Source organism: Nioella sp. (assembly GCF_964229645.1).
GTDB lineage: Bacteria > Pseudomonadota > Alphaproteobacteria > Rhodobacterales > Rhodobacteraceae > Nioella.
In genome coordinates, this window is the sequence record NZ_CAXREX010000117.1 from 1 (window position 1) to 20,486 (window position 20,486).

A 20,486-nucleotide genomic window follows, 5' to 3' on the forward strand; every position below is an offset into this window, starting at 1 on the left:
GCCCTTTTCTTTTGTGCCCGACCCGGCCCCGCGCATTCGATTAAAAACCCCGACAATTTCTTTCGATTGCCCCATTCGCGCCCGGATTCGGGGGGATAGTCACAACATCCCAAGGGGGCAGACACCTAAGGGCAAACCTAAAAGACCAAACCTGGAGCAAGACAATGATCAAGACCTTCCTGAATTCCGAATCCGGTGCCGTGACTGTTGACTGGGTCGTTCTGACCGCAGCCATCGTGGGCCTGGGCCTCGCTGTCATGGCCGTCGTGTCGGCTGGTGTGGAAAACCTCTCGGGCGACATCAAGACCCAGCTCGAGACCAACCACATCGACGCGTCCTTCGGCGACTGATCCCGAAGAACAACCTGATACAGAAGGGGTCGCGCAATTGCGCGGCCCCTTTTGCGTTTCGAGAATCAAAACTATCCAAAGTTTCTGTTTCCCGATTTCCGCCGCATTTTGTCCTTAATTGCGCATTTCTGCCGCAATTTCGCCCCAGTTCGCCCTGATCCTGCCATCGTCTGCTCGGGATGCTGCCACATCCCATAACCCCTGGAGGATCTGCCATGCGAGCCCTTGCCCGCCTGAAGTCTTTTGCCCTGTCCGAATCCGGCGCCGTGACCGTTGATTGGGTCGTCCTGACCGCTGCCCTCGTGGGCCTCGGCCTTGCCGTCACCAATACGGTTGCGGATGGCCTGGAAAGCCTGTCCAACGAAATCAAGACCCAGCTGGAGCGCGACCACATCGTCGAGAGCTTCAACTAAGCTGACGCGACGGGGACCCGCCCTGCCAGGCGGGTCCGCGCGAATTCAGTTCAAGTTCTACGGACTTGGCGCTTAGCCGTCCTTGCTCTGCCTTGTTTCTGCCCTGCGGGGAGGGTCCAATCCCTCCTGCCCCTACTGAGGGCCAGCGACAGAACGCGCTCTGATCTTCCGCGTCGCGGGGATCGTTCCACAAGGCAATAGCAGGAGCACGCCATGTCCATGAAATCCCTGAATTCCTTTCTGTCCGACGAGTCGGGTGCCGTTACCGTCGACTGGGTCGTCCTGACCGCTGCACTGGTGGGCCTGGGGCTTGCCGTGATCTCGGTCGTCTCGGGCGGGCTCGAAAACCTGTCGGGTGACATCAAGACCCAACTGGAAGCCGACCACGTGACCGCGGGCTTCTCGTCCTCGACCACCACCACCGATTGATGGGTCGGACCGGCACCGGGGGGCGGCCCGATGGCTTGCCCCCCGGCGGCCAGATGTCGAAACAGGGTCGTCCCCTGACCATTCTTTTGCCCAAATTCTTTGCCAGTCTTCCCCGAATGGAATTGCGCCGGGCCCTGTCCGGCGCTGCGAACAGAACGATAAAGGGCAGTAACATGCGAGTCATCTTCGGACTTGTCCTGATCATCGGCGTGGGCCTTGCTGGCTTCGCCGTCTACGTGGCCAAAGACCGGTTCACGCAGTATCAGGCCGCGCTCGCTTCGCAGCGAGACGAAATCGTGCCGACCACCACCGTCTACGTGGTGACCCGGCAAATCCGCTACGGCGAGGAACTGCGCCCGCAGGACGTAAGGGCCATCGAATGGCCCGAGGAATTCGTCCCCTTCGGCGCCTTTACCAACGCAAGCGATCTCTTCCCCGAGGACGCGGGCGAGATGCGGACAGTCCTGCGCACCATGGAACGTCATGAGCCGGTGCTGGTGTCCAAGGTCACCGCTCCCGGCGAAGATGCCGGCGTCGCCTCGCGGCTGGAACGCGGGATGCGCGCCCTGGCGTTGCGGGTCGACGTGGCCAGCGGCGTGTCCGGTTTCCTGCGCCCCGGTGACCGGGTCGATGTCTACTGGACCGGCAACGCGCGCGGTGAAAGCGTCACCCGGCTGATCCAGGCTTCGCTTCAGATCATCGCAATCGACCAGATCGCCGACGAGGATCGCAACAACCCGACCATCGCCCGCACCATCACCGTCGAGGCCCCGCCCGACCGGGTGGCCGCGCTGGCACAGGCCCAGTCCACCGGAAGCCTGACCCTGGCACTGGTCGGTGTGCGCGACGACACCGAGTCCGAGATGATCGAGATCACCCAGGACAGCCTGCTCGGCGTGCAGGAAGCTCAGCAGGACGCGGGCCCCCGCATCTGCACCGTGCGCAACCGTCGGGGCGCCGAGGTGATCGTGACCCAGGTGCCGTGCACCAACTGAGCCAATCGACCCCTGAAACCGGCCCTCATGACCTTGGGGGCCGGTCTTCTTTTGCGTCCACCCCAACCCGATCGTGCTTTCTGCACAACATGAGAGTCGCGCCGCAAACGACTGATTCTTGCGCCAGAAGTCGATTTCGGGCATTGTGCGACGAAAGGGACACAGAATTCCCGTCCGAAAACGTGATCAGAGAGGCAGGATCACAATGAGCATGTTGCGCCATTTTTGCGCCGTCCTTCTTGGATGTGCGCTGAGTTTTTCGCTACCGGCGGTTTCCCATTCGCAGGCCCTTCGCGTTCTAGAAGGCGCGACGTCTGCCACGTTGCGGGTGCCGATGAACCGGGCTGTCGTGGTCGAGAGCGAGGCGCTCTTTGCCGAACTGTCCGTCGCCAACCCCCAGATCGCCGACATCGCCACCTTGTCCGAGCGCACCATCTACGTGCTTGGCCGCGCGCCCGGCCGCACCACGATGACCCTGCTCAGCGTCGAGGGGCAATTGATCGCGAACGTGGAGATTCAGGTCGTCCCCGACCTTGCCGAGTTCCGCGAGCGACTTCAGGAAATTCTGCCGAGCGAGCCGGTCGAGGTGCGCAGCGCGAATGACGGTATCGTTCTGTCGGGCACCGTGTCGTCGGGCCAGGTGCTCGACCGCGCACTGGAGCTGGCCGAACGCTACGCGCCCGGACGTGTTTCGAACATGATGATGGTGGGCGGTAGCCAGCAGGTGATGCTGCGCGTCCGCTTCGCTGAAATGTCGCGTAGCGTCAGCCGCGAGCTTGGGGCCTCTCTCGGGATCTCGGGATCGGCCTTTGGCGGCAATGGCGGCACAACGCTTGGAACGGGCGGCATGAATGCCACGGGTCCCGCCACCTTTGGCGTGGGCCAGTCCCTTCCCGCCAACACCACCGGACGAAACGGCGCGCTTGGCATCAGCTTCGGCAATAACAGCTTGCAACTGTCGGTGATGCTGGAAGCCCTCGAAAGCAATGGTGTCGTGCGCACCCTGGCAGAGCCGAGCCTCAGCGCTTTGTCCGGGGCAACCGCCAATTTCAACGCCGGCGGGGAATTCGCGGTTCCGGTTCAGACCGAGAGTGGAATTTCCGTTGAATTCCGACCCTTTGGCGTCAACCTCACCTTCACACCAACCGTTGTGTCCGATGAAACGATCAACCTTCAACTGGCGGCAGAGGTCTCGGCCATCGACTCCCTCGTGCCCACGGTGAACGGCGTTCCCGGCCTGCGCACCCGCACCGCGTCGACCACGGTCGAAATGCGCGACGGGGAAAGCTTCGCCATCGCCGGGCTTCTTCAAGACGATTTCCGCGACTCGATCGGCCAGGTGCCCTGGCTTGGTGACATTCCCGTTCTGGGCGCGCTCTTCCGCAGCGCGAGCTACCAGCGAGAACAGTCGGAACTCGTGATCATCGTCACCGCGCATCTGGTGTCGCCCACCCGCGGCGAGGCCTTCGCCCTGCCCACCGACCGCATCCGCATCCCGACCGAGAACGAATTGTTCCTCTTCGGCCTGACCGCCGGTCACACCACCGACCCCGACAGCCCGGCTGGCGATGTTGCCCAGCAGGATTTCAGCGGCTCCTACGGCTACGTGATGGAGTAAGGACATGGCACGCAAACTGACCACCCTTCTTCTTGCCGGCGTCACCGTCCTGGCCCTGACGGGCTGCGACCGCATCCGAAACGTGGGCGAGGCTGGCCGCTTCCTGGACGAGGGCGGCTTCGGCGACCCGACGATGAACAACATGCTGGTGATGACGGGGCAGCGCAGCTATGTCGAAGAGCTTTCGACCCGATTTGCGCAGGAAGTTCCGACCACCATCAATTTTGCCTTCAACAGCGCTACGCTGGACCAACAGGCTCGCGCCGTCCTGCGTCAGCAGGCGCAGTGGATCCTGCAATTCCCCGAAGTGCGGTTCAGCGTTTACGGCCATACCGACCTGGTGGGGTCTGACGCCTACAACCAGGCGCTCGGCATGCGCCGCGCGCGCGCGGCGGTGAACTACCTGGTCAGCCAGGGCATCGACCGCAGCCGACTGGAAGCCCTTGTTTCCCTTGGCGAAACGCAGCCCATCGTGGCCACGCAGGAACGCGAACTGCGCAACCGGCGCACCGTGACGGAGGTGTCGGGCTTCGTGCAAAACGACCCGCTCGTTCTCGACGGGCGTTACGCGGATATCGTCTATCGCGCCTATGGTGGCGCGCGCTCGACGGCGGCCAACTAAGGCCGTCATCGTCTCCATAACTCCCGGTGAATACCCAATAGTTTCGGCTTTTTGGTCGTATTGTTGCCCAACTTGGCGACCACAAAGATCATCGGAGGCAAGGTGCGAGGTCCTGATCGAGCGGGAATCCTTCCAGTCCTCCCGGTGGCGGCGCGACGGTCGCGGCCGAATGACAACCGACCCGGATGAAATCCGGGCGATCCGGGAATATGACGATGAGTGGAGGCTTGGCTCTCAAATCGAACCCCGCACCGATCGTGGCGTGCACCATCGCCCGCGACGTGCAGACGTTCGACCTGCTGATCGATGACATCGAAGCCGAACTGGGCGAAGCCTGGGGCGACCTCAATTTCATGGAGGCCCAGGCTTTCTTTACGCAGCCTGAGGCAGAAGATCTGGAATTCGTGGCCCTTGCGGTCGATGACGAAGATGAACAGGACGTCGAACTGATCATCCGCATCATCGAACAGGCCAAGGAACGCGACATCAAGGTCATCCTCGTGGCCGAGGACGTCAGCCCGCCCATTCTGCACCGTCTGCTGAAGGCCGGAACCGATGATTTCGTGCCCTACCCGTTGCCCGAGCAGGCTTTCCACCAGTCGGTGGAACGCATTCGGTCCGGTCAGGGTGTGGCAGAGGCCCCGATGCCCGTGCCGGCACCGGCGGCAGCTCCGGCTGAAGCCCCGGTTCAGGCAGCCCCTGTCCCGGCCGCCCCGGAACCCGCCCCCGCGGCACCCGCACCGACGCTGGCCACCACCATCAGCCGCAAGGATCGCGTGCTGTTTGCCGTGCAGTCCATGTCGGGCGGCACCGGCGCGACCACGCTGGCGGTGAACCTGGCCTGGGAACTGGCCAATGTGGACAAGAAGAAATCGCCGACGGTCTGCCTGATCGATCTGGATCTCCAGTTCGGCTCGACCTCGACCTATCTCGACCTGACGCGCCGCGACGTGATCTTCGAAGTGCTGTCCGAGGCGCAAACGATGGACGAGCAGGCCTTCCGCCAGGCGCTGCAAAGCTATGATGGCAAGCTGTCGGTCTTTACCGCGCCGGCCGATATCCTGCCGCTCGACCTGATCGGCCCCGAAGAGGTGGAGGCGCTTCTCAAACTGGCGCAGGAATGCTTCGACATCGTGATCGTGGATATGCCGACGACGATCGTGCAATGGACCGAAACCGTTCTGAATGCCGCCGATGTCTATTTCGCGACGCTCGAACTCGACATGCGCTCGGCCCAGAACACGATGCGCTTCATCAAGGCGTTGCAGGCCGAAGACCTGCCTCTTGAAAAGGTGCACTACGTGCTGAACCGCGCCCCCAAAGGGCTCGACATGAGCGGCAAGACCCGCGTCAAGCGCCTTGGCGAAAGCCTGGGCATCGAGCTCAAGACGCAGCTTCCCGATGGTGCCAAGCAGGTGACGCAGGCCTGCGACCACGGGGCCCCGCTGGCCGAGTTCGGCAAGAAAAACCCACTGCGCAAGGAAATCGCCAAGATGGCGAAGACCCTGCACGATGCAATCATGTCTGATGCCGCTGCTGCGGGCTGAGGAGGCCGGGAATGTTTTCTCGCTACAAGAAATCGACCAACGCAAGCCCGGTGCACCCCGCGCTGATGACGGACCCCGAGCCGGCGGCAGCCGCCGCGGCTCCGGCCCTGGCTGAGGGCGAGCGTCCGAAGGTCACCCGCAAACCCAAGCCGGTCTCCAGCAAGCCTGCCGCCGAACCGGTGGCGCAGGACAAGGAAGCCAAGCGCCGTGCCCGTCTGGACGAAATCAAGACGGAGATGCATTCGCGCCTGCTGGACAACCTCAACCTGTCCGCACTGGAAAACGCCAAGGAAAGCGAACTTCGCGCGGAAATCAACGCGATCACCACCGACGAGCTGTCGGATATGGGCGTCGTGCTGAACCGCGAGGACCGCCAGACGCTGCAAACGGAGCTTTTCGACGAGGTGACGGGCCTGGGCCCTCTTGAGCCCCTGCTCAAGGACGACACCGTCAACGATATTCTGATCAACGGCCCCTACAACGTGTTCATCGAACGGGCGGGCAAGTTGCAGAAGTCGGATTGCCGCTTCAAGGACGAACGCCACCTGCTGCGCATCATCGACAAGATCGTTTCGGCCGTGGGTCGCCGCGTCGATGAATCGAACCCCTATGTGGACGCCCGTCTGAAAGACGGCTCGCGTTTCAACGCGATGGTGCCGCCCGTGGGGGTGGATGGCTCGCTTGTCTCCATTCGTAAGTTCAAGAAGGACAAGCTTGGCATCGACGACCTGGTCAAGTTCGGCGCCTTCAACGAGGAAATGGCCGCCTACCTGCAAGCCGCCGTGGCCACGCGCCTAAACGTGATCGTGTCGGGCGGGACGGGGTCCGGTAAGACGACCACGCTCAATGCACTGTCGTCCTTCATCGACAATTCCGAACGCATCCTGACCATCGAGGACACCGCGGAACTTCAGCTTCAGCAGGAGCATGTGGGCCGGATGGAAAGCCGTCCGCCCAACGTGGAAGGCAAGGGCGCGGTCACGCAGCGCGACTGTCTTCGCAACGCGCTGCGGATGCGCCCCGACCGCATCATCGTCGGCGAAACCCGTGGCGAGGAAGTGATCGACATGTTGCAGGCCATGAACACGGGTCACGACGGATCGATGACCACGATCCACGCCAACAGCGCCCGCGATGGTGTCAGCCGCCTGGAAAACATGATTGCCATGGCCGGGATCAAAATGCCGATCAAGGCCGTGCGCAGCCAGATCGCAAGCGCCGTGAACCTCATCGTGCAGGCCAGCCGCCTTCAGGACGGCAGCCGCCGCATGGTCTCGATCACCGAGATCACCGGCATGGAAGGCGACGTGATCTCGATGCAGGAGGTGTTTCGCTACGAGCGTCTCGGGCTCAAGCCAGATGGCACCATCATCGGCCGCTTCACTGCCTGCGGCGTGCGCTCGCACTATTCCGAACGCTTCCGCCAGTGGGGCTATGACCTGCCGGCCTCGATCTATGAACCCGCAGGGGACTGACGACCATGAACCTGAGTATCGAACCGCTCATCTATATCGGCATCTTCGTCGGCATCGTGATGCTGGTCGAAGGTGTCTACCTCGTCGCCTTCGGCAAGTCGATCAGCCTGAACTCCCGCGTCAACCGCCGGCTGGACCTGCTCAACAAGGGCACCAACCGCGAAGACGTGCTGGCCAAGCTGCGCAAGGAACTCGACCAGCATACCGGGTCGCGGACGATTCCGCTCTATTCGCTGATCGCCGACAAGGCGCAGAAGGCCAATATCGCGTTTACGCCGCAACAGCTGATCCTCGTGATGATCGGGCTTGGCGTCGCGGCGTTCCTGGGCCTGACCATCGCCACCACTGCCTCGATGCCGATCCGGATCATGGTGGCCGTGGGCATGGGTGTGGGCGGCGTGTTCTTCTGGGTCAACTCCAAGGCCAAGAAGCGCCTTGCCCTGATCGAAGAACAACTGCCCGACGCGGTGGAATTGATGGTGCGCAGCCTGCGCGTTGGCCACCCTTTCGTGTCGGCCATCAATACCGTGGCCAAGGAAGTTGCTGACCCTCTCGGGTCGGAACTGGGCATCATCGCAGACGAGGCCGCCTATGGCCGCGATGTCAGCGACGCGATTGCATCCATGGCCGAGCGGCTCGACATGCAGGACCTTCGCTTCCTCGCGGTGGCCGTGGGTATCCAGCAGAAATCGGGTGGTAACCTGGCCGAGATCCTGAACGGCCTGGCCAAGGTGATCCGCGCCCGCTTCAAGCTGTTCCGCCGGGTGAAGGCGATCACCGCCGAAGCCAAGTGGTCGGGCATGTTCCTGTCGGTCTTCCCGCTTCTGGCACTGATCGGCATCAACGTGATGCAGCCCGATTACTACGCCGACGTGATGGAAACATCAGCCTTCATTCCGGCCTGTGCCGTGGTGGCGGTGATGCTGGCGGCGAACTTCTTTTTCATGCGCATGATGGTCAACATCAAGGTCTGAGGAGCACACGGCATGGACCAGATCAATGCCCTTATTCAAGACTATCTCGGACCCCTTGGGTGGCTCTTCATCGCGGGCTTCCTGGGTGTCCTTCTGATCCTGGTCGCGCTTCCGGCGGTCCTGACCAAGAAGAAAGACCCGCTGGCGAAGCTGAAAGAGCAGAACCAGGGCGGCAACGCACCCGAGATCCAGCGCGCCCTGCGTATCGGCGGCAAGAACGAGAAGCTGGACCGCTTCGCCCAATTCCTTGAACCGCAGGACCAGGAAGAATTCAGCCAGATCCAGCTGACGCTGCTCAAGGCGGGCTACCGGTCCAAGGGGGCGGTGCAGACCTTCCATTTCGCGCAATTCGCGCTTGGCATGGGCTTCCTGGCGCTCGGCGTGATCTACACGCTGATCATGCCGGGCATGAGCACGCAGAAAAGCATCCTGTCAGTGCTGATCCCCGGGGCCATCGGGTATTACCTGCCGAAATACTGGATCACCAAGCGCGTTCAGAAACGCGAAGAGGAAATCACCCAGGGCTTTCCCGACGCGCTCGACCTGATGCTGGTCTGCGTCGAGGCCGGTCAATCCCTGGACCAGGCGATCATCCGCGTTGCCAAGGAAATCCGCGCTTCCTACGAGTCGCTGGCCGACGAGTTTGAAATCGTCGCCTACGAGATGAAGGCCGGCAAGGATAAAGTGAAGGTTCTCAAGGACTTCGGCGAACGCTGCGGGGTGCAGGACGTCAACAGCTTCGTGACCGTTCTGATCCAGTCGGCTACGTTCGGCACCTCGATCGCCGAGGCGCTGCGGATTTATGCCGAAGAAATGCGCGACAAGCGGGTGATGCGCGCCGAGGAAAAAGCCAATAAACTGCCGACGAAACTGACGCTCGGCACGATGATGTTCTGTGTTCCGCCGCTTCTGATCATCCTGATCGGGCCGTCGGTCTACGGCATCTCCCAGACCCTGAGCGGAGGAGGAGGGTTCTGACGGACATGTGGTGGGGCAAGACAGTATTGGTGCTTTCGACCGTCATCGGTCTGGCCGCGTGCGAACCATCGCCGCGGCTTCAGCCGTTGAACGAGGGGCTGGACGCCCCGGAAGACGTGACCGTCCTGCGTGACGGCGTGGACCAGATGATCGTCGGTCACCGGCTTATGGAGGCCCGAGAATACGAACTGGCGCTAAGGGCTTACCTGCGCGCAGCGGGCGAACAGGGCATGACGGCCGAGGTGCTGTCGTCACTCGGCTCGGCCAACCTGCGCCTTGGGAGGCTCGGCCAGGCCGAGGACATGCTGCGCCGCGCGGTCGAGGTCGACCCCGAATTCGTTCCGGCCTGGAACAATCTCGGCGTGGTCCTGATGGAGCAGGGTGAATGGGGCGAGGCGATGCAGGTCTTCCGCCAGGCCTATGCGCTGGACAGTGGCCAAAGCGACTCGATCCGCGAAAACCTGCGCTTGGCTATCGCGCGATTGGAAAATTCCGGCTATAGTCAGGACATAACTAACGAAAGCTTCGACCTGGAGCGCCGTGGCGGGGGCCGTTATGTCCTTCTCTACGCCCAGTGATCGAAGGAACACGAGCAGTAAGAGGCCGCACATGCGACCAATGATCCGGATCACGGCAGCCGTGTCTGTCGGGCTTGCCCTTGCAGCCTGCGACCAGACCCGCTCTGCCGACGTCGACCGGGCGCTGGAAGGCGTCAATGTCATCGACGAAACCAATCTCAACGACATCATGCTGACGGTGGCAGACCCCGAAGAGGCGGTGGCCTATTTCCGTCGCGCCGTGGCGGAAGACCCCGACAGGGTCGACCTGCAACGCGGCCTGGGCACCAGCCTGATCCGTGCGGGACACTATACCGAGGCCGTCGGCATCTGGCGACGCATCGTGCAGGGCGACGAGGCCACGGACCAGGATCGCGTCGATTACGCGGGCGCGCTGATCCGCACCAACGATTGGGACGAGGCCGAGCGCCAGCTCGACTCCGTGCCGCCCACCTTCGAGACATATGAACGCTACCGGCTGGAGGCGATGATCGCCGACAGCAACGAGGAGTGGGAGCGCGCCGACAGTTTCTATGAAACCGCCGTCGGCCTGACGACGCGCCCTGCGGGCGTCCTGAACAACTGGGGCTTCTCCAAGCTCACCCGGGGCGACCACGAGGCGGCCGAGCGCCTGTTCATGGAGGCGATCAGCTACGATCCCAACCTCTTCACCGCCAAGAACAACCTGGTGCTCGCCCGTGCCGCGCGCGGCCAGTACACCCTGCCGCTGGTGCAGATGACACAAGTTGAACGGGCGCAACTGCTGCACACAATGGCGCTGGCGGCCATCCGGCGCGGCGATGTGGATATCGGACGTGGCCTGCTGGAAGAGGCCATCGACACCCATCCGCAGCATTTCGAAGCCGCCGTGCGCGCGCTGCGCTCGCTGGAAGCGTAAGGACAGGCCCCATGACACTTGCAATCAACGCCACCGAGGCCCTCTGGTTCCTGCCCTTCGTTCTGCCCATCTGCATCTGGGTCGCCTGGTCCGACCTGCGCGAGATGCGCATTCCCAACATATCCGTCCTGGCGCTGGCCGGGGTCTTTCTGGTTGTGGGCCTTGTCCAGGTCGGCATGGAGGTCATGGCCTTCAGCACCTGGTACATGCGCCTGGCGCAACTGGCCGTGGTCCTGCTGGCGGGGTTCATCATCTCGTCGCTTGGGCTCGTGGGGGCCGGGGACGCCAAGTTCGCCGCTGCCATGGCACCGTTCATCGCACCGGGCGACTACCTGCTGTTCCTGACGCTTTTTGCCGCCGTTCTGATCGGGTCCTGGCTAACGCATCGCGGGGCCGGCATGGTGCCCGCCGTGCGTCGGGCAACGCCCGACTGGGTGTCCTGGGACCGCGGCAAGCTTTTCCCCATGGGCGTGGCGCTTGCCGGTGCCCTGGTGGTCTACTTGGCGCTTGGCGCCCTTGGGACCGGCGCTTAACCGCGCCGCAACCCCGCTGCTGCATTATACTGACCGGGGGCGGATTCAGTCGAGAGGGTCATTCCCGATGAACGTGCAAGCTGCTGACGTGACCTCCTTTGCGCCGCCGATGCTGCGGCGGCTGGAAGATACCGGGCTTCAGATGGTGATGATGCGGGACATCCTGCTCAAGACCGTCTTCCGCAAGAACGTGGAACAGGCCAGCGCCATCGCCGAGGCGATCTGCCTGCCCATGCCGCTGACCCAGACCCTGATCGACATGCTGCGCGAGATGGGGCTGATGCAGGCCATGGGCACGCTGCACGCCACATCGTCCTCGGAAATGGGGTATCAGCTGACCGATGCAGGCAAGGCCCGCGCGCTCGATGCGCTCAGCCAGTCGGAATATTACGGTGCAATGCCTGTGCCGCTGGAAGCCTACAAGGAACAGACGCGCCGCCAGTCGGTGAAGAACGTGCGCATCACGCGCGAGGCGCTTCAGGCCAGCATGGGCCACCTGATCCTGCCTGACGGCATGATCGACCAGCTTGGACCTGCCGTCAGCTCGGGCCGGTCGGTGCTGATGTATGGCCCGCCCGGAAACGGGAAATCCTCGATCGCTGAGGGTATCCGTGCCGCGCTTGGAGATACGATCTACGTGCCGCGCGCGATTGCCTATGCAGGCCAGGTCATCACACTGTTCGACCCGATCGTTCACACCCCCGTCGCCACGCCCGAGACCGAGGGCAGCGGCCTGCGCCGACATTCGGCCCGCTTCGACACGCGCTATATCATGTGCCAGCGTCCCACGGTGATGACCGGCGGCGAACTGATGCTGTCGATGCTAGACCTCAACTACAACAAGACCTCGCGCACCTACCAGGCGTCGCTGCAGTTGAAGTCAACCGGCGGCGTCTTCATCGTCGACGACCTTGGCCGCCAGGAAGAACCCCCGCAGGCACTGATCAACCGATGGATCGTGCCGATGGAAGTGGGCTACGACATCCTGACCCTGCAATCAGGCGAGAAGTTCGAGGTGCCATTCGACACGCTGGTGGTGTTCTCGACCAACTTCCATCCCAATGACCTGTTCGACGGGGCGGCGCTGCGACGGATCTTCTTCAAGGTCAAGATCGATGGTCCCACGCAGGAACAGTTCCTCAAGATCTTCGCAATGGTTGCCCGCAAGAAGAAGGTGCCGCTCGACGAAGCGTCGTTGCTGCATCTGCTGAAGACAAAATACCCGACAATCGACAACAATTACGCGAATTACCACGCCCCCTTCCTGCTCGATCAGATCATCGCCATCTGCGAGTTCGAAGGCATACCCTACCAGATGCGCCCCGATCTGCTGGATCGGGCCTGGGAAAACCTCTTCGTCAAACAGGAAATGATCGCCCACTAGGCGGGGCAAGGATTTTCCAAAATCCTTGATCGCGATTTTCTCGAAATCGCGCGGCCCTTCCCCGATGCAAGCGCCTTTCCCGGCCTTGGGCTTTGCCCTATCTCTGGTGGCATGGACGCCCTGCCCCCGATCATCGACGACTGGTTTTCCCGGCAGGGCTGGCAGCCCCATCCGCATCAACGCGACATGTTCGACGCCCGCGATGCCCCGGCGCTGATGCTGATCGCGCCCACGGGCGGGGGCAAGACCATGGCGGGGTTCCTGCCCACGCTGGCAGAGCTAGCGGCCGCCCCGCATGAGGGTCTGCACACGCTCTACGTCTCACCGCTCAAGGCGCTCGCGGCGGATATCAAGCGCAACCTGCGCCGCCCGGTCGACGAAATGGGCCTGCCGATCCGCATCGAGGATCGCACCGGTGACACACCCTCCAGCCGCCGCAAACGCCAGCGCGCCGATCCGCCCCATATCCTTCTGACCACGCCGGAAAGCCTCGCGCTGCTGACCTCTTACGAGGATGCGGCCCGGACCTTCCGGGGGCTCAGGCGTGTGATCGTGGACGAGATTCACGCTCTGGCCGAAAGCAAGCGGGGCGATCAGCTGTTCCTGGCCCTGTCCCGGCTGGACAGCCTCGCCCCCGGCCTGCGCCGGGTAGGGCTGTCGGCCACGGTGGAAGACCCGCCCGGCCTGGCCCGCCTGCTGGCCCGCGCGCCCGAACCCTGCCGCATCCTGCATGCCGATCCGGGTCCCGATCCCGACATTGCCATGCTTGAGACGGAAGACCGCCCGCCCTGGTCCGGCGGCGGGGCAGCCTATGCGATTCCGGCGGTTTTGGATCAGATCAGGCGGCACCGCACGACGCTCATCTTTCACAACACCCGTGCGCAGGCCGAGATCTTCTTTCACAACCTGTGGCTCGCGAATGACGAGGGCCTGCCCATCGGCATTCACCACGGGGCACTGGCCCGCGAACAGAGAGAACGGGTCGAAGCCGCGATGGTGGCGGGCGAACTGCGCGCCATCGTGTGCACCGGCACGCTCGATCTGGGGATTGACTGGGGCGATGTGGATCTCGTGATCCAGGTCGGAGCCCCCAAGAACGTCAAGCGACTGGTGCAGCGGATCGGGCGCGCCAACCATCGCTACAATGCACCGTCGCGTGCGCTTCTGGTGCCCGCGAACCGCTTCGAGGTGGTGGAATGCGTGGCCGCGCTCGAGGCGGTCAAGGCCCACGCGCTGGATGGCGACCCACGCGGTCCCGGCCCCCTCGACGTGCTCTGCCAACACATCCTGATCCGCGCTGCCGCCGGTCCCTTCGAAGCCGATGCGCTCTATGACGAGGTCAGGACGGTCGGGGCCTATGCGGAGCTGACGCCGGAGGCGTTCGCCCGCTGCCTCGATTTCTGTGCGACGGGCGGCTACGCGTTGCGCGCCTACGATCAGTGGCAGCGGCTGGTCAAGCGCCCCGATGGCCTGTGGCAGTTGCGGGACCCGAGGGGGGCTGCCCGCATCCGCATGAATATCGGCACCATCACCGATAGCGACAAGCTGAAGGTCCAGTTGAAACACAGCCGCGGCGGCAAGCCCCTTGGCGAGGTGGAGGAAGCCTTCGCCGCCACCCTGACGCGCGGCGACACGTTCCTGATCGGGGGCCATATCGTGCGTTACGAGGGCCTGCGCGAAATGGTGGTGGAGGTCAGCCGGGATCGGGGAAGAAAGCCCAGGATCGCCGTGTTTTCCGGAACCAAGTTCGCGACCTCCACGCAGCTTTCGGACCGCATCCTGCGGATGTTCCGCGAAGACAGCTGGCCCAACCTGCCAGCCCATACCGCCGAGTGGCTGGCCTTGCAGCGCAAGGTCTCGAAGCTGCCGGAACGCGACCGCCTGCTGGTGGAGACCTTTCCCCATGACGGGCTGCATCACATCTGCCTCTACGGCTTCGCGGGCAAGAACGCGATGCAGACGCTTGGCCTGCTGGTCACGCAACGGATGGAGGCGGCGGGGCTAAACCCGATGGGCTTCGTGGCCACCGATTACGCGACGCTTATCTGGGGGCTCGATCCGGTAACGGACCCTGCCCCTCTTTTGGCTCGGGCGGGGCTGCATGAGGCCCTTCAAGGGTGGCTTGCGGAAAACGCGGTCATGAAGCGGACCTTCAAGACATCGGCCATCGTCGCCGGACTCATCGACCGCAACAGCCCCGGTGGCAAACGCAAGTCCGGCAGGCAGGCCACTTTCTCGACCGACATTCTCTACGACACGCTGCGCAAGTATGATCCCGACCACCTGATGCTGGAGATCACCCGGGCAGAGGCCATGCGTGGGCTGGTCGATTTCGGCCGGATCGAGGAGATGCTCGACAGGATCGGGGACCGGATCGACCATCTGGCCTTGCAGCGCGTGACGCCACTTGCCGCGCCGCTCTTCCTGGAAGTGGGCAAGGTGCCCGTGAAGGGCCGCGCGGAAGAGGTGCTGATCGAACGCGAGCGATCGGCGCTGATGGCGGCGGCGGGGTTGGAGTGAGGGGCGATAGGGGGCCCCTTCACATGGTCGGTGCTTGCGATGACAGCCTTGTCATGCGATGGAACGGATCATGAACGGACTGTCCTTTCCCTTCGCCGGAGAAACCCTGACCGCGCTGCCTTCGGGCGCGCTTTACTGGGCGTCCCGGCGGCTGCTCTGCGTCTCCGACCTGCATCTTGGCAAATCCGAACGGATGGCCCGGCGCGGCGGCCCGATCCTGCCCCCCTACGAGGCGCGCGAAACCCTGGCCCGGCTCGACGCCGATATCCGCGCGACTGAGCCCGAAACGGTTGTCTGTCTCGGTGACAGTTTCGACGATCTCGACGCGATGCGCGCTCTGGAGGATGGGGCGCGGGCGATGCTATCCACTCTGATGGCCGGACGGCGCTGGATCTGGATCGAAGGCAATCATGACGCGGGCCCCGTGGAACTGGGGGGCACCCACCTGGCCACTCTGTCGGAGGGCCCGCTGCGATTTCGCCACATCGCCCTGCCCGGTGCCCGAGGTGAAATCTCGGGCCATTACCACCCCATGGCCCGCGTGGCCCTGCAGTCGCGCAGCATCACGCGCGCCTGTTTCCTGCGGGACGAGAGCCGCCTGATCCTGCCCGCCTACGGCACCTATACCGGGGGTCTGCATTGCCATTCGGACCCCCTGCGCAGCCTGATGGGGGACGGGGCGCAAGCCATCCTTCTGACCACCCCCCCGCTTGCCGTGCCCATGCCCCGCTGACGGACGTAACGTCGTTTGAACCGCCGCTTGTCGGCTGCTCCGCCCACCGGCAGGATGTTTGAGCAGACGGAGGATGAGCATGGACAGCAGAATTCGCGAGAGCTTCGACAAGCAGGGCCTGATGGCGACCCTTGGAGCACGCATCGAGTCCGTCCAGAAGGGCTGCGTGACCCTCTCCGCGCCGATCCGTGCCGAGGTGAGCCAACAGCATGGATTTGCCCATGCCGGTGTGACCTTTGCCCTGGGCGACAGCGCGGCCGGTTACTCGGCGCTGACGACGATGCCGGACGGGGCAGAGGTGCTGACGGCCGAGATGAAGATCAATCTCCTGGCCCCGGCAGACGGGGAACGGCTGATCGCCTGCGGAGAGGTCATGAAACCGGGGCGGCGTCTCGTGGTGACGCGCGCAACCGTCGAAACGGAATACGCCGATGGCAGCCGCAAGCTGGTGGCCATTCTGCAAGGCACAATGGTGCCACTGGGCACGGAAACGCCGTAACCTCGCGGATGGTGGTGCCGGCCCTGGCAGCCCGGGCCGCGCAACCTGGCCACGTTCTTCGTGGCCAGGCATTTTCCGCCGCGGAAAATGACCGCGATCCGAAACGGATCGCGCGGGTCGCCGTGCCAGGGGCACGGCGAAACCCTTATCTGAGGGGGATGGGACGCAGGCCGCTCAGGCCGTCAGTCCCTCCGGCTCGGCCAGCCCATTTGCCCGGCAGCAGGCGGTCAGGGTGTTGGCCAGCAGGCAGGCGCTGGTCATCGGCCCCCCGCCGCCCGGCACCGGGGTGATCGCCCCGGCCACCGCAGCGGCGCTATCGAAATGGACGTCGCCCACCAGCTTGGTCTTCTCGGGATTCTCCGGGTGCTGGATGCGATTGATGCCGACGTCGATCACGGTTGCGCCGGGCTTGACCCAATCGCCGGGGATCATCTCGGGGCGGCCCACGGCGGCCACCAGGATATCCGCTCCACGGCAGACATCGCCCAGGTCTTTCGTTCGGCTATGCGCAATGGTCACGGTGCAGCTGTCACCAAGCAGCAGCTGAGCCATCGGCTTGCCGACGATATTCGACCGCCCGACCACCACCGCGTTCATCCCCGACAGCGATCCATGATGATCGCGCAGCATCATCAGGCAGCCAAGCGGCGTGCAGGGCACCATGCTTTTCTGCCCGGTGCCGAGCAGGCCCACATTCGAGATATGGAACCCGTCCACGTCCTTGGCCGGGTCGATCGCATTGATCACCAGATCGGAATTCAGGTGCCCTGGCAGCGGCAGTTGCACGAGGATGCCATGCACCGCCGGGTCAGTGTTCAGCTTGTCGATGAGGGCCAGCAGATCGGCCTCGGACGTATCGGCATCAAGCTTGTATTCGTAGCTGTTCATGCCGACCTCGACGGTCTGTTTGCCCTTCGAGCGCACATAGACCTGGCTGGCCGGATCTTCGCCCACCAGAACCACGGCAAGGCCGGGGATAATGCCCTGCTCTTCCTTCAGCCGCGCCACGTGTTCCGCGACCTGTGCCCGGACCTTGGCGGCGAACGCCTTGCCGTCGATGATGGTGGCACTCATGACCCTCTCCCTCTCGTATCAAAATTCGGTTTTGGCATAGCTGGCGGCGTAATGCTCCATCTGCATCCGCGTGGCCAGTACCGCGTTCTTCATCAGCGTGGCAACCGTCACCGGACCGACGCCGCCCGGAACGGGTGTGATCCATCCCGCCACCTCGGCGCAGCTGTCGAAATCGGCGTCGCCCACGGTCTTGGGACCGTCGGGCGTATCCACCCGGTTGATCCCGATGTCGATGAGCGCCGCGCCGGGTTTCAGCATGTCGCCCGTCACCAGCCCCGGTTTTCCCACGGCCACGAACACCGCATCTGCGGCGCGGCTATGCATGGCGACGGACCGGGTCATGTGGTGGCAGACCGTGACCGTGGCACCGAGCCCCATCAGAAGGAAAGCGATCGGTTTGCCCACGATCTCGGAATGGCCGATCACGGTGACATTGAGCCCCTCCATCGGCAAGGGCAGCGTCTTGAGGATCTCGACCGCCGCGACGGCGGTACAGGGTCCGAGCGCCAGGTCGTTGTAGACGATGTTCCCGATCGAGGCGGGATGCATCCCTTCCACGTCCTTCAGCGGATGCACGGATTTCTGCAGCACCTTGACCGGGATATGATCGGGCAGCGGACGCTGGATAATGATGCCGTTGACGCGCGGATCGGCGTTGAGGCCCTGAAGGATGCCGGTCAACTGTTCCAGCGAGGTTTCCGCCGGATAGTTGCGCGCCTCGAAGGCCACGCCGGCGCTTTCAGCGCTGCGCTGCTGGTTGCGCACGTAAAGCTCGGCCGCAGCGGTATCACCGACCGAGATGGAGACCAGCCGGGGTTTCCACCCGGCTGATTCCAGTTCTTTCGCCTCGGCGGCCACCTCGGCGCGCAGGCGCGCCGCGATGGCCTTGCCGTCGATCAGGGCGGCGCGCATCGGCTTGCCTCCCCGAGCCGGTCAGAACAGGCCCTCGACGAGCCCTTCGTCGTTGATCCGGATCGACTCGGCGGCCGGCACGCGCGGCAGGCCCGGCATGGTCATGATTTCACCGCAGATCACCACGACGAACCCGGCCCCGGCCGACAGGCGCACTTCGCGCACCGGCACGGAATGCCCGGTGGGCGCGCCGCGGCGGTTGGGATCGGTGGTGAAGCTGTACTGGGTCTTGGCCATGCAGACGGGCAGCTTGCCGTATCCGGCGGCTTCCCATTCCTTCAGCTGATCGCGGATCTTCTTGTCGGCCAGCACTTCGTCAGCGCGGTAGATGCGCTTGGCGACGGTCTCGATCTTCTCGAAGAGGCTCAGGTCATCACCGTAGAGCGGCGCGAAATTTGCCATGTCTGCGTCGGCGATTTCCGCAACGCGGGTGGCCAGTTCCTTGGTGCCTTCCGAGCCCTTGGCCCAGTGCTGACACAGGATCGCTTCGGACCCCATCGACGACACGTAGTCCTTGACTGCCTGCACTTCGGCATCGGTGTCGGTGACGAAGTGGTTGATGGCCACCACCACCGGAACCCCGAAGGATTTGACGTTCTCGATGTGACGCCCGAGGTTCGGACAGCCCTTCTTCACAGCATCGACATTTTCGGTGCCGAGGTCGGCCTTGGCGACGCCGCCGTTCATCTTCATCGCCCGCACGGTGGCCACGACCACGACACAAGAGGGGGCGAGACCCGCCTTGCGGCACTTGATGTTCATGAACTTCTCGGCGCCGAGATCCGCCCCGAAGCCCGCCTCGGTCACCACGTAATCGGCCAGTTTCAGCGCGGTGGTGGTGGCGGTGACGGAGTTGCAGCCATGCGCGATGTTGGCGAAGGGCCCGCCATGCACGAAGGCCGGGTTGTTTTCCAGCGTCTGCACCAGGTTCGGCTGCATCGCGTCGCGCAGCAGGACGGTCATGGCGCCATCAGCCTTGATGTCCCGGCAGTAGATCGGGCTGCGGTCACGGCGGTAGGCGACGATCATGTCACCAAGGCGGCGTTGCAGGTCTTCGAGGTTCTTGGCAAGGCACAGGATCGCCATGACCTCGGAGGCCACGGTGATGTCGAAGCCGGTCTGGCGCGGGAACCCGTTGGCGACACCGCCGAGCGAGGTCACGGTATCGCGCAGCGCGCGGTCATTCATGTCGAGAACGCGGCGCCAGGTGACACGGCGTTCGTCGATCTCGAGTTCGTTGCCCCAGTAGATGTGGTTGTCGATCATCGCCGACAGCAGGTTATGGGCCGAGGTGATGGCGTGGAAGTCGCCAGTGAAGTGGAGGTTCATCTCCTCCATCGGAACCACCTGCGCATAGCCGCCACCGGCCGCGCCCCCCTTCATGCCGAAATTCGGCCCGAGCGAGGCTTCGCGGATGCAGATCGCAGCCTTCTTGCCGATGGCATTGAGCCCGTCGCCGAGACCCACGGTGGTGGTGGTCTTGCCCTCGCCCGCGGGGGTCGGGTTGATCGCGGTCACAAGGATCAGCTTGCCGTCGGGACGGTCCTGGACCGAGTTGATGAAATCCTGGCTGACCTTCGCCTTGTCATGGCCGTAGGGCAGCAGGTGATCGGACGGGATGCCAAGCTTGTCGCCGATCTCCTGGATCGGGCGTTTCTTTGCTTCGCGGGCAATTTGGATGTCGGTCTTGAATGCCATTTTGGGTCGGTCCTGTTGGCGAGGGCAGTTCTGTCTCGACTCAGGCATAACGAATGTGACCACGCGTCACAGGGGCATTTCCGACCTGTTTACGCCTTCATCCGCCACTTGGCGTTTCCGATGCGCGGCGCTGGAAAACTTTTTTGAACCATTGTCGATCATGATGCGACCCATGAGCAATCGACACGCACAACGCCCCAGGGGGAAGAAACAATGTCCGCACCCATCGTTCTGATCCACGCAGGTTTCGGCTTCGGCATCACTCTCGCCCTGACGG

At 63.6% G+C, this 20,486-nt stretch carries 20 protein-coding genes; 17 read left to right on the plus strand and 3 right to left on the minus strand.

Features of this window, described 5'->3' with window-relative positions:
- Positions 1-164: 164 nt before the first annotated feature.
- The 17 genes from ACEQXV_RS07995 to ACEQXV_RS08075 all read left to right on the plus strand — a co-directional run bounded on the left by ACEQXV_RS07995 (position 165) and on the right by ACEQXV_RS08075 (position 16,525).
- Positions 165-350 (plus strand): pilus assembly protein, encoded by a 186-nt coding sequence (locus ACEQXV_RS07995; protein WP_370252123.1) that lies wholly within the window; start codon positions 165-167, stop codon positions 348-350.
- A 215-nt stretch (positions 351-565) separates the two neighbouring features.
- Positions 566-763 (plus strand): pilus assembly protein, encoded by a 198-nt coding sequence (locus ACEQXV_RS08000; RefSeq protein WP_370252122.1) that lies wholly within the window; start codon positions 566-568, stop codon positions 761-763.
- A 219-nt stretch (positions 764-982) separates the two neighbouring features.
- Positions 983-1,192 carry a pilus assembly protein gene (locus ACEQXV_RS08005; RefSeq protein ID WP_370252126.1) on the plus strand — a complete coding sequence of 70 codons (210 nt, stop codon included), beginning with the start codon at positions 983-985 and terminating at the stop codon, positions 1,190-1,192.
- Positions 1,193-1,365: 173 nt separating this feature from the next.
- Positions 1,366-2,187: a Flp pilus assembly protein CpaB gene (gene cpaB / locus ACEQXV_RS08010; protein ID WP_370252121.1), complete on the plus strand. Its 822-nt coding sequence runs from the start codon at positions 1,366-1,368 to the stop codon at positions 2,185-2,187.
- 205 nt (positions 2,188-2,392) lie between these two features.
- A complete protein-coding gene (locus ACEQXV_RS08015; protein ID WP_370252120.1) occupies positions 2,393-3,805 on the plus strand; it encodes a type II and III secretion system protein family protein in 1,413 nt (470 codons plus the stop codon).
- A 4-nt stretch (positions 3,806-3,809) separates the two neighbouring features.
- Positions 3,810-4,427, plus strand: a complete 618-nt coding sequence (locus tag ACEQXV_RS08020; protein WP_370252117.1) for an OmpA family protein — start codon at positions 3,810-3,812, stop codon at positions 4,425-4,427.
- 215 nt (positions 4,428-4,642) lie between these two features.
- Positions 4,643-5,974 carry a CpaE family protein gene (locus ACEQXV_RS08025; RefSeq protein WP_370252116.1) on the plus strand — a complete coding sequence of 444 codons (1,332 nt, stop codon included), beginning with the start codon at positions 4,643-4,645 and terminating at the stop codon, positions 5,972-5,974.
- Between the two features lie 11 nt (positions 5,975-5,985).
- Positions 5,986-7,449 carry a CpaF family protein gene (locus ACEQXV_RS08030; RefSeq protein ID WP_370268641.1) on the plus strand — a complete coding sequence of 488 codons (1,464 nt, stop codon included), beginning with the start codon at positions 5,986-5,988 and terminating at the stop codon, positions 7,447-7,449.
- 5 nt (positions 7,450-7,454) lie between these two features.
- Entirely contained in the window at positions 7,455-8,423 is a 969-nt protein-coding gene (locus tag ACEQXV_RS08035) for a type II secretion system F family protein (protein ID WP_370252114.1), read from the plus strand.
- Positions 8,424-8,435: 12 nt separating this feature from the next.
- Positions 8,436-9,401, plus strand: a complete 966-nt coding sequence (locus tag ACEQXV_RS08040) for a type II secretion system F family protein (RefSeq protein WP_370268643.1) — start codon at positions 8,436-8,438, stop codon at positions 9,399-9,401.
- 5 nt (positions 9,402-9,406) lie between these two features.
- On the plus strand, positions 9,407-9,979 hold the full coding sequence (locus ACEQXV_RS08045; protein WP_370252110.1) for a tetratricopeptide repeat protein: 573 nt from the start codon (positions 9,407-9,409) through the stop codon (positions 9,977-9,979).
- A gap of 31 nt (positions 9,980-10,010) precedes the next feature.
- On the plus strand, positions 10,011-10,856 hold the full coding sequence (locus ACEQXV_RS08050; RefSeq protein ID WP_370252108.1) for a tetratricopeptide repeat protein: 846 nt from the start codon (positions 10,011-10,013) through the stop codon (positions 10,854-10,856).
- Between the two features lie 11 nt (positions 10,857-10,867).
- Complete coding sequence (locus ACEQXV_RS08055) at positions 10,868-11,389, plus strand: prepilin peptidase (protein WP_370252106.1); 522 nt, start codon at positions 10,868-10,870, stop codon at positions 11,387-11,389.
- A gap of 67 nt (positions 11,390-11,456) precedes the next feature.
- The gene (locus tag ACEQXV_RS08060; protein ID WP_370252105.1) at positions 11,457-12,773 is read left to right on the plus strand and encodes an ATPase; all 1,317 of its coding nucleotides are present in this window, start codon (positions 11,457-11,459) and stop codon (positions 12,771-12,773) included.
- Positions 12,774-12,884: 111 nt separating this feature from the next.
- On the plus strand, positions 12,885-15,293 hold the full coding sequence (locus ACEQXV_RS08065; RefSeq protein WP_370268645.1) for a ligase-associated DNA damage response DEXH box helicase: 2,409 nt from the start codon (positions 12,885-12,887) through the stop codon (positions 15,291-15,293).
- 70 nt (positions 15,294-15,363) lie between these two features.
- Complete coding sequence (pdeM, locus tag ACEQXV_RS08070) at positions 15,364-16,026, plus strand: ligase-associated DNA damage response endonuclease PdeM (RefSeq protein ID WP_370268647.1); 663 nt, start codon at positions 15,364-15,366, stop codon at positions 16,024-16,026.
- Between the two features lie 73 nt (positions 16,027-16,099).
- Entirely contained in the window at positions 16,100-16,525 is a 426-nt protein-coding gene (locus tag ACEQXV_RS08075) for a PaaI family thioesterase (protein ID WP_370268649.1), read from the plus strand.
- Between the two features lie 174 nt (positions 16,526-16,699).
- On the opposite strand, the gene folD is transcribed toward ACEQXV_RS08075, so the two are convergent.
- The 3 genes from folD to ACEQXV_RS08090 are packed head-to-tail and all read right to left on the minus strand — an operon-like array spanning position 16,700 to position 20,209.
- Positions 16,700-17,599 (minus strand): bifunctional methylenetetrahydrofolate dehydrogenase/methenyltetrahydrofolate cyclohydrolase FolD, encoded by a 900-nt coding sequence (folD, locus tag ACEQXV_RS08080; RefSeq protein WP_370268651.1) that lies wholly within the window; start codon positions 17,597-17,599, stop codon positions 16,700-16,702.
- A gap of 18 nt (positions 17,600-17,617) precedes the next feature.
- Positions 17,618-18,511, minus strand: coding sequence for a bifunctional 5,10-methylenetetrahydrofolate dehydrogenase/5,10-methenyltetrahydrofolate cyclohydrolase (locus tag ACEQXV_RS08085; protein ID WP_370252096.1), 894 nt, complete (start codon positions 18,509-18,511; stop codon positions 17,618-17,620).
- A gap of 21 nt (positions 18,512-18,532) precedes the next feature.
- Positions 18,533-20,209, minus strand: coding sequence for a formate--tetrahydrofolate ligase (locus ACEQXV_RS08090; protein ID WP_370268653.1), 1,677 nt, complete (start codon positions 20,207-20,209; stop codon positions 18,533-18,535).
- Between the last annotated feature and the right edge of the window lie 277 nt (positions 20,210-20,486).

What these genes read in the sequence shown, in the direction of transcription:
- ACEQXV_RS08030 (WP_370268641.1), top strand. Translation starts at nt 5,986, where the DNA reads ATGTTTTCTCGCTACAAGAAATCGACCAACGCAAGCCCGGTGCACCCC.
- ACEQXV_RS08075 (WP_370268649.1), top strand. Translation starts at nt 16,100, where the DNA reads ATGAGCATGGACAGCAGAATTCGCGAGAGCTTCGACAAGCAGGGCCTG.
- ACEQXV_RS08005 (WP_370252126.1), top strand. Translation starts at nt 983, where the DNA reads ATGAAATCCCTGAATTCCTTTCTGTCCGACGAGTCGGGTGCCGTTACC.
- ACEQXV_RS08045 (WP_370252110.1), top strand. Translation starts at nt 9,407, where the DNA reads ATGTGGTGGGGCAAGACAGTATTGGTGCTTTCGACCGTCATCGGTCTG.
- ACEQXV_RS08065 (WP_370268645.1), top strand. Translation starts at nt 12,885, where the DNA reads ATGGACGCCCTGCCCCCGATCATCGACGACTGGTTTTCCCGGCAGGGC.
- ACEQXV_RS08060 (WP_370252105.1), top strand. Translation starts at nt 11,457, where the DNA reads ATGAACGTGCAAGCTGCTGACGTGACCTCCTTTGCGCCGCCGATGCTG.
- ACEQXV_RS08025 (WP_370252116.1), top strand. Translation starts at nt 4,643, where the DNA reads ATGAGTGGAGGCTTGGCTCTCAAATCGAACCCCGCACCGATCGTGGCG.
- ACEQXV_RS08000 (WP_370252122.1), top strand. Translation starts at nt 566, where the DNA reads ATGCGAGCCCTTGCCCGCCTGAAGTCTTTTGCCCTGTCCGAATCCGGC.
- cpaB (WP_370252121.1), top strand. Translation starts at nt 1,366, where the DNA reads ATGCGAGTCATCTTCGGACTTGTCCTGATCATCGGCGTGGGCCTTGCT.
- ACEQXV_RS08015 (WP_370252120.1), top strand. Translation starts at nt 2,393, where the DNA reads ATGAGCATGTTGCGCCATTTTTGCGCCGTCCTTCTTGGATGTGCGCTG.
- folD (WP_370268651.1), bottom strand. Translation starts at nt 17,599, where the DNA reads ATGAGTGCCACCATCATCGACGGCAAGGCGTTCGCCGCCAAGGTCCGG.
- ACEQXV_RS08085 (WP_370252096.1), bottom strand. Translation starts at nt 18,511, where the DNA reads ATGCGCGCCGCCCTGATCGACGGCAAGGCCATCGCGGCGCGCCTGCGC.
- pdeM (WP_370268647.1), top strand. Translation starts at nt 15,364, where the DNA reads ATGAACGGACTGTCCTTTCCCTTCGCCGGAGAAACCCTGACCGCGCTG.
- ACEQXV_RS08020 (WP_370252117.1), top strand. Translation starts at nt 3,810, where the DNA reads ATGGCACGCAAACTGACCACCCTTCTTCTTGCCGGCGTCACCGTCCTG.
- ACEQXV_RS08035 (WP_370252114.1), top strand. Translation starts at nt 7,455, where the DNA reads ATGAACCTGAGTATCGAACCGCTCATCTATATCGGCATCTTCGTCGGC.
- ACEQXV_RS08040 (WP_370268643.1), top strand. Translation starts at nt 8,436, where the DNA reads ATGGACCAGATCAATGCCCTTATTCAAGACTATCTCGGACCCCTTGGG.
- ACEQXV_RS08050 (WP_370252108.1), top strand. Translation starts at nt 10,011, where the DNA reads ATGCGACCAATGATCCGGATCACGGCAGCCGTGTCTGTCGGGCTTGCC.
- ACEQXV_RS08055 (WP_370252106.1), top strand. Translation starts at nt 10,868, where the DNA reads ATGACACTTGCAATCAACGCCACCGAGGCCCTCTGGTTCCTGCCCTTC.
- ACEQXV_RS07995 (WP_370252123.1), top strand. Translation starts at nt 165, where the DNA reads ATGATCAAGACCTTCCTGAATTCCGAATCCGGTGCCGTGACTGTTGAC.
- ACEQXV_RS08090 (WP_370268653.1), bottom strand. Translation starts at nt 20,209, where the DNA reads ATGGCATTCAAGACCGACATCCAAATTGCCCGCGAAGCAAAGAAACGC.